The sequence below is a fragment of the Streptomyces sp. NPDC002536 genome, from assembly GCF_053594995.1.
Genome location: NZ_JBSFWU010000162.1, coordinates 1 through 10,719, shown reverse-complemented (window position 1 = coordinate 10,719; position 10,719 = coordinate 1). Strand labels below are relative to the sequence as shown.

The 10,719-nt window shown below is 72.4% G+C and carries 11 protein-coding genes; 9 read left to right on the top strand and 2 right to left on the bottom strand.

Features of this window, described 5'->3' with window-relative positions; translation table 11 throughout:
* Positions 1-89: 89 nt before the first annotated feature.
* Together rsgA and ACWD4B_RS33535 are read right to left on the bottom strand one after the other, a co-directional pair.
* Complete coding sequence (gene rsgA, locus ACWD4B_RS33540; RefSeq protein ID WP_451424316.1) at positions 90-1,193, bottom strand: ribosome small subunit-dependent GTPase A; 1,104 nt, start codon at positions 1,191-1,193, stop codon at positions 90-92.
* Between the two features lie 174 nt (positions 1,194-1,367).
* Positions 1,368-2,546 (bottom strand): YihY/virulence factor BrkB family protein, encoded by a 1,179-nt coding sequence (locus ACWD4B_RS33535; protein ID WP_451424315.1) that lies wholly within the window; start codon positions 2,544-2,546, stop codon positions 1,368-1,370.
* Positions 2,547-2,781: 235 nt separating this feature from the next.
* On the opposite strand from ACWD4B_RS33535, the gene ACWD4B_RS33530 reads away from it, so the two are divergent.
* From ACWD4B_RS33530 to ACWD4B_RS33490, 9 genes are all read left to right on the top strand, one after another.
* Entirely contained in the window at positions 2,782-4,029 is a 1,248-nt protein-coding gene (locus ACWD4B_RS33530) for a GAF domain-containing protein (RefSeq protein ID WP_451424314.1), read from the top strand.
* Positions 4,030-4,188: 159 nt separating this feature from the next.
* Positions 4,189-4,788 (top strand): GNAT family N-acetyltransferase, encoded by a 600-nt coding sequence (locus ACWD4B_RS33525; protein WP_451424313.1) that lies wholly within the window; start codon positions 4,189-4,191, stop codon positions 4,786-4,788.
* Between the two features lie 114 nt (positions 4,789-4,902).
* Positions 4,903-4,995: a putative leader peptide gene (locus ACWD4B_RS33520; protein ID WP_451424312.1), complete on the top strand. Its 93-nt coding sequence runs from the start codon at positions 4,903-4,905 to the stop codon at positions 4,993-4,995.
* A 174-nt stretch (positions 4,996-5,169) separates the two neighbouring features.
* Entirely contained in the window at positions 5,170-6,864 is a 1,695-nt protein-coding gene (locus ACWD4B_RS33515) for a nitrite/sulfite reductase (RefSeq protein ID WP_451424311.1), read from the top strand.
* A complete protein-coding gene (locus tag ACWD4B_RS33510; RefSeq protein ID WP_451424310.1) occupies positions 6,861-7,037 on the top strand; it encodes a hypothetical protein in 177 nt (58 codons plus the stop codon). The genes ACWD4B_RS33515 and ACWD4B_RS33510 overlap by 4 nt, the downstream gene beginning before the upstream one ends.
* The gene (locus tag ACWD4B_RS33505; protein ID WP_451424309.1) at positions 7,024-7,734 is read left to right on the top strand and encodes a phosphoadenylyl-sulfate reductase; all 711 of its coding nucleotides are present in this window, start codon (positions 7,024-7,026) and stop codon (positions 7,732-7,734) included. The genes ACWD4B_RS33510 and ACWD4B_RS33505 overlap by 14 nt, the downstream gene beginning before the upstream one ends.
* Positions 7,731-8,276, top strand: a complete 546-nt coding sequence (gene cysC / locus ACWD4B_RS33500) for an adenylyl-sulfate kinase (RefSeq protein WP_451424308.1) — start codon at positions 7,731-7,733, stop codon at positions 8,274-8,276. Before ACWD4B_RS33505 ends, cysC begins: the two co-directional genes overlap by 4 nt.
* Positions 8,273-9,193 carry a sulfate adenylyltransferase subunit CysD gene (gene cysD / locus ACWD4B_RS33495; protein ID WP_451424307.1) on the top strand — a complete coding sequence of 307 codons (921 nt, stop codon included), beginning with the start codon at positions 8,273-8,275 and terminating at the stop codon, positions 9,191-9,193. The genes cysC and cysD overlap by 4 nt, the downstream gene beginning before the upstream one ends.
* 2 nt (positions 9,194-9,195) lie before the next feature.
* Positions 9,196-10,524, top strand: coding sequence for a sulfate adenylyltransferase subunit 1 (locus ACWD4B_RS33490; RefSeq protein ID WP_451424306.1), 1,329 nt, complete (start codon positions 9,196-9,198; stop codon positions 10,522-10,524).
* Positions 10,525-10,719 lie beyond the last annotated feature (195 nt).

The window sequence follows — 10,719 nt, the reverse complement described above, 5'->3', positions numbered from 1 at the left end:
CAACCACAGACGGCCCGCAGCCGACGCACCAGCCCCGGGAACGTCGACTGCGGGCGCGTCGTGGCTGGTCGCGCAGTTCCCCGCGCCCCTCAGGCGCGTGAACGCCCCCGCTTGTACTCCATCGCCAGGCGCCCCGCCGCCTGCTTCGCCTTCCAGTCGCGCCGGATCTCCGCACGGAGCCTCGCATCCGTGCGGGAGGCGATCCACTCGTTCTCCCGCACCAGCTTGCGGTAGCTGTCCAGGCGGCGCTGGTGGAGTTCGCCCGTCTCCACCGCCGCCAGGACCGCACACCCCGGCTCGGCCGTGTGCGCGCAGTCGTGGAAGCGGCACTGCCCGGCCAGGGCCTCGATCTCCGAGAAGGTCTGGGCGACGCCCGCCCCCGCGTCCCACAGCCCGACGCCGCGCAGGCCCGGGGTGTCGATCAGGACACCGCCCGCGGGCAGCGGCAACGGCAGCAGATTGCGGGTGGTGGTCGTGTGCCGGCCCTTGCCGTCCCGGTCGCGGGTGGCCTGCACGTCCTGGACCTCCGCGCCGACGAGCGCGTTGGCCAGGGTGGACTTACCGGCGCCGGACTGGCCGAGCAGGACGGACGTGCGGCCGCCGAGGACGGCGGCGAGGACGTCCAGGCCCTCGCCCGTCTCCGCGCTGACCGCCAGCACCTGCACGCCCGGCGCAGCCGCCTCGGTGTCGGCGACGAGATGGCCGAGGACCTCGGCCGTGACGAGGTCGGCCTTGGTGAGGACGACCAGCGGCTCGGACCCGCTCTCCCAGGCCAGGGCCAGGAACCTCTCGATGCGGCCCAGGTCGAGGTCGCCGGCGAGCTGGACGGCGACGATCGCGCAGTCGGCGTTGGCCGCGAGGATCTGGCCCTCGGAGCGCGAGGAGGAGGTCGAGCGGACGAACGCGGTGCGCCGCGGCAGCAGCGCCCGCAGATAGCCGGAGTCGAGGTCGACGGCGGCCCAGTCGCCGGTGCACATGATGGCCACCGGGTCGCCGGTGGTGACGAGCGCGGTGTCGGCCAGGACGTGCCGGACGTCGGCGCCGTCGGCGACGACGAGATCGCAACGGCCGCGGTCGACGCGGACGATCCGCCCGGGCGTCAGGCCCTCGGCGGCGTGCGCGGAGAAATCAGCGGCAAAGCCCTCGTCCCAGCCGTAGCGGACGAGGGGGTGTTGAGCAGTGTGCTCGGACAAGACGGTGCCCCTTGAGGAGGGAGGTGGAATGGACGGGCTTCCGAGTACGGGCCATGACAGTCATCAGTCCCGACCTCCTTCCTGGGGTACGTGTGCTCGACGAGCGTAGGCGGGGGCGAGGACGCCCCGCCAATGATTTTTCCGGGCGCGGGCCCGCACCCGCGAACCGGCTCTCTAATCCCGCCGCTTCGCGTGCCTGGGATGGTGCGGCTCCCCCTTGTGCAGCCGGGACCGCACGTCCTCGGGTGGCAGGAACTGCGCCCACCGCTCCGGGAATTCCGACGGCGGCTCCCGGTCCCGCCCGGCGGCCCCCTCCTCCGGCGACTCCTCGTAGAGGTCCTCGTCGTCCATCGCCAGCGCGAGCGCGGCCCGTTCGGCCGCCGTCCGTGCCGCGAAGGCCTCCCGCTGCCGGTCGACCTCCGCACGCCCCGCGGCCGTGGCGACCGACGGCCACACCCGGTCGATGGCGGCGTTGACCGCCGCCCCGACGAGCACCGCGAAGGCCGAGACGCCGATCCACAGCAGCACGGCGACGGGCGCGGCGAGGGAGCCGTAGATGGTGGGGCCCTCCACGGTGTGGGTGAGGTAGATGCGCAGCAGAAGGCTGCCGATCACCCACATCGTCAGGGCGACGAGCGCGCCCGGGATGTCCTCCTGCCAGGGCGAACGGACCGGTACGGAGACGTGGTAGAGCGTCGTCAGGAAGACGACGGACAGCACGATGACGACCGGCCAGTAGAGGAACTGGACCGCGTCCGTGCTCCACGGGACGATGTCCGTCACGGTCTCCGGTCCGATCACCATCAGCGGCAGGGCGATCGCCCCGATGAGGAGGGCGACGACGTAGAGGCCGAAGGCGAGCAGCCGGGTGTGGACGATGCCGCGCTTGCCCTCCAGGCCGTACATGATGGTGATGGTCTCGACGAAGACGTTCACCGCCCGGGAGCCGGACCACAGCGCGATGGCGAAGCCGACCGAGATGACGTCCGGACGGGCGCCCTTGATGATGTCGTCGAGCAGCGGACGGGCGATCTCCTTGACGCCCTTGTCGGACAGGACGGTCGCCGAGGCGGAGAGGATGTTGTCCCGGATGCTCTCGATGGTGTGCGTGCCGGACCACGAGTCGAAGTAGCCGAGCAGACCGATGAGGCCGAGCAGCAGGGGCGGCAGCGACAGCAGGGTGAAGAAGGCGGCTTCGGCGGCGAGTCCGGTGACGCGGTACTCCATACAGGAGTTGACCGTGTCCTTCAGGAGCAGCCACGCCATCTTGCGTTTGGAGACGTTCCGGTAGAGGGCCCGTGCCCTGTGGAGCCGTCCGGGCTGCCGCGCCGGTGGTTCGTTTGCTGCCTGCACGTCCTAACCGTATAGGCCGCGGACGTGTGCATTCACCCGGCGCCCGGCAGGCGGGAGGCCGGGGCGGCGGCTCCGGGGAGCCCGGCGGAGGGTGATGCTGCGCCGACTCGGCACCACCCTCCGACCGCTCGTCAGTCACCTTCCGCCCGGGGCGGGGGCGTTGGCAACGGTTGCACAGCGTTGCAATCTCGCGGATGCCGATGCGGGCGGGGCCCGGCGGCGGCACCATTGCAGCGTGAATCCCAGACCAATCGACGCTGCGCTGCTTCCGGCGATCCGGGAGGCGGCGCTCGCCGGCTCCGGGCCGCCGCTGCGCCCGCGGCCGCTGATCGGCCGGTCGTGGCAGCGGGTGCGCGGTCACGGCCTCGATCCGGAGACGGTCCGGCCCGTGGCCGTGCTGCCGGCGGACGAGGTCGAGCACCGCCGGCACGCGTCGGGGCTCGCCGTCCTGCTGCCGCTGCTGCGCGAGGGGCTGGCCTCGGCGAGCGACGGGGAGCGGCAGCTGACGGTCGTGACGGACCCCGGGGGCCGGGTGCTGTGGCGGGAGGGCGGGCCGGCGCTGCGGCGGAGTGCCGACCGGCTGGGGTTCGAGGTGGGTGCCTGCTGGACCGAGGAGACGGTCGGGACGAACGGCATCGGCACGGCGCTGGTGGAGGACCGGCCGGTACAGGTGCACTCCGCCGAGCACTTCGTGCGCTCGCACCACGCCTGGACGTGTGCGGCGGCCCCGCTGCACGATCCGCGCAGCGGGCGGACGCTGGGGGTGCTGAACGTCAGCGGCCCGGCGCCCGTGTTCAACCCGGCGATGCTGGCGCTGGTGACGGCGGTGGGCAAGGTCGCCGAGGCCGAGCTGCGGGCGCGGCACTGGGAGTCCGTGGACCGGCTGCGCACGGTGGCGGCGCCGATGCTGGCCCGGATCCACGGGCGGGCGCTGGCCGTGGACCGGGACGGCTGGACGGCGGCGGTGACGGGCATGGGCCCGGTCGGCCGGGTGGTGCTGCCCAAGGCGGTGCAGCCGGGGCCGGTGTGGCTGCCGTCGTTCGGGCCCTGTTTCGTGGAACCGCTGCCGGACGGCTGGCTGGTGCGGCTGGAGGCGGCGGACGGTCCGGCCGCGCCGGGCCGGGTGGTGCTGGATCTGCGCGACCCGCACAGCCGGACGGTCACGGTCTCGGGCGAGGCGGGCGACTGGTCGCAGGATCTCAGCCCGCGCCATGCCGAGCTGTTGTACGTCCTGGCGCTGCATCCGGCGGGCCGGACGGCCGCGGAACTGGCGGCCGACCTGTTCGGCGACGCCTCGCGCACGGTGACGGTGCGGGCGGAGATGTCGCGGGTGCGACGCACGCTGGCGGGGGTGCTGGGGCACCGCCCGTACCGCTTCGCGGACGGGCTGGAGGTGAGCCTGCTGACTCCGGTGCACCGCGCGGATTTGCTGCCGACGTCGTCGGCGCCGGTGGTGATGGCGGCGCGCTGTCGCGCCCGTTAGGGGCGCGGGGAACTGCGCGACCAGCCACGGCGCTCCCGCAGTCGAGGTTCTCGGGGCTTCGCCCCGGACCCCCTGGTGCGTCGGCTGCAGGCCGTCGGTGGTTGCTCGCGCAGTTCCCCGCGCCCCTACGGGGCGCAGGCCCCATGATTGGCTGACGCCATGAGCAATGGCAACGCCACGCTGACCGTGACCACCTGGTCCCTGGAGCAGACGACCCCCGACGGCCTCGTCCCGGCCCACGAGCCGGACGTCCTGTCCGGCATCCGGATCGAACGGGCCGAGGTCCCCTCGCCCGAGCTCAGCCGGTATCTCTACACGGCCGTGGGCGGGGACATCACATGGACGGACCGGCTGCCCTGGACGTACGGGCAGTGGCAGGCGTACCTGGGGCGGCCGGGCGTGGAGACCTGGGTGGCCTACGACCGCGGGACGCCGGCCGGGTACATCGAGCTGGACCCGCAGCCCGAAGGGGCGGTCGAAATCGCCTACTTCGGACTGATCGGCCCCTTCCAGGGCCGCCGCATCGGCGGTTATCTGCTCTCCTTCGGCACCGCCCGGGCCTGGGACCTCGCCGAGCGCTGGCCCGGACGGGAACAGACGAAGCGGGTGTGGGTACACACGTGCAGCAAGGACGGCCCGCATGCGATGGCGAACTACGAGCGGCGCGGTTTCCGGGTGTTCGACGTGAAGACCGAGGAGGAGCCGGACGTTCCACCTCCGGGCCCGTGGCCGGGCGCACGCGCCGGAACGACCGCCTGAACCGGCATCCACGCAGTACCCGAACACGACGCGCTGTCTCGCAATAAGAGACAGCGCGTCTCGCATTACGGGCAATGGTGGACTCGCCCGAGACCGCCGTGCCACGCTTCCGTCATGCCCGGAGCTGGAATCTTCATGGTGAGGTTGGTGAGTCGGCGTCACGTCGACCTCGGCCGCATGTCCAGCGCCATCTGTCCGGCGCGCTGACGGTCGTCTCAGCCCCCTTCCGCGCAGCCCCCGTTCACCGTTCTCCCCGTTCCACCCGACGCCGTCCCCACCGCCGTGGACGGGCGTCCCCTCAGCGCACCCTCATCGCCTCCGTGCCTTCCTTCACGGATGCCTGCGCAGTCCCCGTTCGGCCACCAAAGGACACACACCGTCATGGCTGCCACCTCGGAAATCCCCGCCGTCCCGGCGCGGCGCAAAACCGGCCGTCACCGGGGCGAGGGTCAGTGGGCCGCAGGCCACTTCACCCCGCTCAACGGCAACGAGCAGTTCAAGAAGGACGACGACGGTCTCAATGTGCGGACACGCATTGAGACGATCTACTCCAAGGCCGGATTCGACGCGATCGACCCCAACGACCTCCGCGGCCGGATGCGCTGGTGGGGGCTCTACACCCAGCGCAAGCCCGGCATCGACGGCGGCAAGACCGCCGTCCTGGCCCCCGAGGAACTCGACGACCGCTACTTCATGCTGCGGGTGCGCATCGACGGCGGCCGCCTGACGACCCGCCAGCTGCGCGTGATCGGCGAGATCTCCGAGGAGTTCGCCCGCGGCACCGCCGACATCACCGACCGGCAGAACATCCAGTACCACTGGATCCGGATCGAGGACGTCCCCGAGATCTGGCGCCGTCTGGAGGCCGTGGGCCTGTCCACCACCGAGGCCTGCGGTGACACACCGCGGGTGATCCTGGGCTCGCCGGTCGCCGGCATCGCCGAGGACGAGATCGTCGACGGCACCTGGGCCGTCGACGAGATACAGCGCAGAATCGTCGGCAACCCCGCCTTCTCCAACCTGCCGCGGAAGTTCAAGTCCGCCGTCTCGGGCTCCCCGCTGCTGGACGTCGCCCACGAGATCAACGACATCGCCTTCGTCGGCGTCCGCCACCCCGAGCTCGGGCCGGGTTTCGACGTGTGGGTGGGCGGCGGGCTGTCGACCAACCCCCGGATCGGGGTGCGTCTGGGCGCCTGGGTGCCGCTGGAGGACGTCCCGGACGTCTTCGAGGGCGTCGTCTCGATCTTCCGCGACTACGGCTACCGGCGGCTGCGCAACCGCGCCCGCCTGAAGTTCCTCGTCGCCGACTGGGGCGCGGAGAAGTTCCGCCGGGTGCTGGAACAGGAGTACCTGCTGCGCCCGTTGGCCGACGGGCCGCCGCCGGAGCAGCCCGTTGCGCGCTGGCGCGACCACGTCGGCGTGCACCGGCAGAAGGACGGCCTGCACTACGTGGGCTTCGCGCCGCGCGTCGGCCGCATCGACGGCCCCACCCTCACCAAGATCGCGGCACTGGCGGAGGAGCACGGCTCGGGCCGGGTGCGGACCACCGCCGAGCAGAAGATGATCGTCCTCGACGTCCCGGCGGACCGGGTCGACTCGCTCGTGGCCGGGCTGGAGGCGCTCGACCTGCGCGTCTCCCCGTCCCCGTTCCGGCGCGGCACGATGGCCTGCACGGGCATCGAGTTCTGCAAGCTGGCGATCGTGGAGACCAAGGCCCGCGGCTCGGCGCTGATCGACGAACTGGAGCACCGGCTGCCCGAGTTCGACGAGCCCCTCACGATCAACATCAACGGCTGCCCGAACGCCTGCGCACGCATCCAGGTGGCGGACATCGGTCTCAAGGGGCAGTTGGTCCTGGACGACGAGGGCCGCCAGGTCGAGGGCTACCAGGTGCACCTGGGCGGAGCGCTCGGCCTGGAGGCCGGGTTCGGCCGCAAGGTGCGGGGCCTGAAGGTCACGTCCGAGGAACTGCCGGACTACGTGGAGCGCGTGCTCCGCCGCTATCTCGAACAGCGCGCGGAGGGTGAGCGGTTCGCGGCCTGGGCGGCTCGGGCAAGCGAAGGGGACTTGTTGTGAGCGAGCGTGCCGCGCCCTTCTTCTGCCCCTACTGCGGTGACGAGGACCTGCGTCCGCACGAGGCGGGTCACGGAGCCTGGGAGTGCGCGGCCTGCAACCGCGCCTTCCAGCTGAAGTTCCTCGGGCTCCTCGCCCGCGGACTCGCCAAGGGGGCGCCCGATGCCCGGACTTGAGCGAGCCGGCCAGCTGGTCAAACTTGAACAGCTGGCCGCGCAGGCCGGCCGCGCACTTGAGGACGCGTCCGCACTGGAGATCCTCTCCTGGGCGGCCGACACCTTCGGCGAGCGCTTCTGCGTCACCTCCTCCATGGAGGACGCGGTCGTCGCCCACCTCGCGTCCCGTGCCCGGCCCGGCGTCGACGTCGTCTTCCTGGACACCGGCTACCACTTCCCGGAGACCATCGGCACCCGTGACGCGGTCGCCGCCGTCATGGACGTCCGCCTCATCACCCTCACCCCGCGCCAGAGCGTCGCCGCACAGGACGTCGCGCACGGGCCGCGCCTGCACGACCGCGACCCCGACCTGTGCTGCGCGCTGCGCAAGGTGAAGCCGCTGGAGGAGGGCCTGCGTGCGTACGACGCCTGGGCGACGGGCCTGCGCCGCGACGAGTCCCCGACCCGGGCGCACACTCCGGTCGTCGGCTGGGACGCCCGGCGGGGCAAGGTGAAGGTCTCGCCGATCGCCCGGTGGACGCAGGACGACGTCGATGCCTACGTCGCCGAACACGGCGTGCTCACCAACCCCCTTCTCCAGGACGGCTACGCATCGGTGGGATGTGCGCCCTGCACCCGCCGCGTGCGCGAGGGCGAGGACGCGCGCGCCGGACGCTGGGCCGGCCGCGCCAAGACGGAATGCGGACTGCACGAATGACAGAGACGACAGCAGGAGCCACGGTGTGGCTGACCGGCCTGCCGAGCGCGGGCAAGACGACGATCGCCCGCGCACTGGCCGGCCGGCTGCACGCCGAAGGTCACCGGGTGGAGGTACTGGACGGCGACGAGATCCGCGAGTTCCTCTCCGCCGGACTCGGTTTCTCGCGACAGGACCGTCACACGAACGTGCAACGGATCGGCTTCGTCGCTCAGTTGCTCGCGTCGCACGGCGTGACCGTCCTGGTGCCCGTCATCGCACCGTACGCGGACTCCCGCGAGGCGGTGCGCAAGCGCCACCAGGCGCACGGCACCGGCTATCTGGAGGTGCACGTGGCGACCCCGGTGGAGGTGTGCTCCGTGCGCGATGTGAAGGGCCTGTACGCGCGGCAGGCCGCGGGCGAGCTGTCCGGGCTGACGGGCGTGGACGACCCGTACGAGGCACCGGCCGACCCGGACCTGCGGATCGAGACGCACGAGCAGAGCGTGGAGGAGTCGGCAGCGGCCCTGCATGTGCTGCTGAAGGAAAGGGGCCTGATATGACGGACAGCCCGACGGACAGCCCGTACGCGCTCACGCACCTGGACGCCCTGGAGTCCGAGGCGGTGCACATCTTCCGCGAGGTGGCGGGCGAGTTCGAGCGGCCGGTGATCCTGTTCTCCGGCGGCAAGGACTCGATCGTCATGCTGCACCTGGCGCTCAAGGCGTTCGCCCCCGCTCCCCTGCCGTTCGCCCTGCTGCACGTGGACACCGGGCACAACTTCCCCGAGGTGCTCGCCCACCGCGACCGCACGGTGGCCGAGCACGGGCTGCGGCTGCACGTGGCCTCGGTGCAGGAGTTCATCGACGACGGCCGGCTGCGCGAGCGGCCGGACGGCACCCGCAACCCGCTACAGACCGTGCCGCTGCTGGACGCCATCGCCGCGCACCGCTTCGACGCGGTGTTCGGCGGCGGGCGGCGGGACGAGGAGAAGGCGCGCGCCAAGGAGCGGGTGTTCAGCCTGCGCGACGAGTTCGGCGGCTGGGACCCGCGCCGCCAGCGCCCCGAGCTGTGGCAGCTGTACAACGGCCGCCACTCGCCCGGCGAGCACGTCCGTGTCTTCCCCCTGTCCAACTGGACCGAGCTGGACGTGTGGCAGTACATCGCCCGCGAGGAGATCGGCCTGCCGTCGATCTACTACGCGCACGAGCGCGACGTCTTCCGCCGCAGCGGCATGTGGCTGGCCCCGGGCGGCTGGGGCGGCCCGAAGGACGGCGAGGAGCTGGAGAGACGGCTCGTCCGCTACCGGACGGTCGGCGACATGTCCTGCACCGGCGCGGTGGATTCCGACGCCGTGACCATCGAGGCCGTCATCGCGGAGATCGCCGCGTCCCCGCTCACCGAACGGGGTGCCACCCGGGCCGACGACAAGCTGTCGGAGGCCGCGATGGAGGACCGCAAGCGCGAGGGGTACTTCTAGCCATGTCCAGTACGACCATCGAGGCGGGCACGACCTCGCTGCTGCGGTTCGCCACCGCCGGATCCGTCGACGACGGCAAGTCCACCCTCGTCGGGCGGCTGCTGCACGACTCCAAGGCGGTGCTGGCCGACCAGTTGGAGGCCGTCGAGCACGCCTCCCGCAGCCGCGGCGCCGCCGCGCCCGACCTCGCCCTGCTCACCGACGGGCTGCGCGCGGAGCGCGAGCAGGGCATCACGATCGATGTCGCCTACCGCTACTTCGCCACCCCCCGCAGGCGGTTCGTGCTGGCCGACACGCCCGGCCACGTGCAGTACACCCGCAACATGGTCACCGGCGCCTCGACCGCCGAGCTGGCCGTGGTGCTCGTCGACGCCCGCAACGGCGTCGTCGAGCAGACCCGGCGGCACGCCGCCGTCGCCGCCCTGCTGCGCGTGCCGCACGTGGTGCTGGCGGTCAACAAGATGGACCTCGTCGACTACGCGGAGCCCGTCTTCGCCGCGATCGCCGAGGAGTTCGGCCGCTACGCCTCCTCCCTCGGCGTGCCCGACGTCACCGCCATCCCCGTCTCCGCGCTCGCCGGCGACAACGTCGTGGAGCCGTCCGCCCACATGGACTGGTACGGCGGCCCGACCGTGCTGGAACACCTGGAGACCGTGCCCGTCGTCGCGGACCCCAGCGACGAACCGGCCCGGTTCCCCGTCCAGTACGTCATCCGCCCGCAGACGGCCGAGCACCCCGACTACCGCGGCTACGCGGGCCAGATCGCCTCCGGCGTGCTGCGGGTCGGCGAGCCGGTGACCGTGCTGCCGTCCGGGCGGACGAGCACGGTCGCCGCGATCGACGCGCTCGGGCGGCCTGTCGACGTGGCCTGGGCGCCGCAGTCGGTGACGGTGCGGCTCGCCGACGACCTCGACGTCTCGCGCGGCGACCTCATCGCCCCCGCCGCTGCCGCCCCCGCGCCGACACAGGACGTCGAGGCGACCGTCTGCCACGTCGCCGACCGGCCCCTGCGCCCCGGCGACCGGGTGCTGCTCAAACACACCACCCGCACCGTGAAGGCCATCGTCAAGGCCGTCCCCTCGCGCCTCGCCCTGGACGACCTCTCCCAGCACGCCGACCCCGGCGAGCTGGCCGCCAACGACATCGGCCGGGTCGTGCTGCGCACCGCGGAGCCGCTCGCGCTCGACGCCTACGCCGACTCCCGCCGCACGGGCTCGTTCCTGCTGATCGACCCGGCCGACGGGACGACGCTCACCGCGGGCATGGCGGGAACGGCCTTCGGGGCACCGTCGGTTGCCATGGCGGCGGACGACGAGGGCTGGGACTTCTGACATGCACCGGGACGTGTTCGCAACCTTCGCCAAGGAGGGCGGCCGCATCGGCAGCGGCGCCCTCGGCAGCGGGCAGGGCGGGGTCGGCCGATGTGGCCGCTGACGCGTCCGCCTCCCTAGAGCGCGTCCGGCGGATCTTCGCGCCCCGTCAGGGGCGCGGGGAACTGCGCGACAAGCCCCCACCGGCCCGCAGCC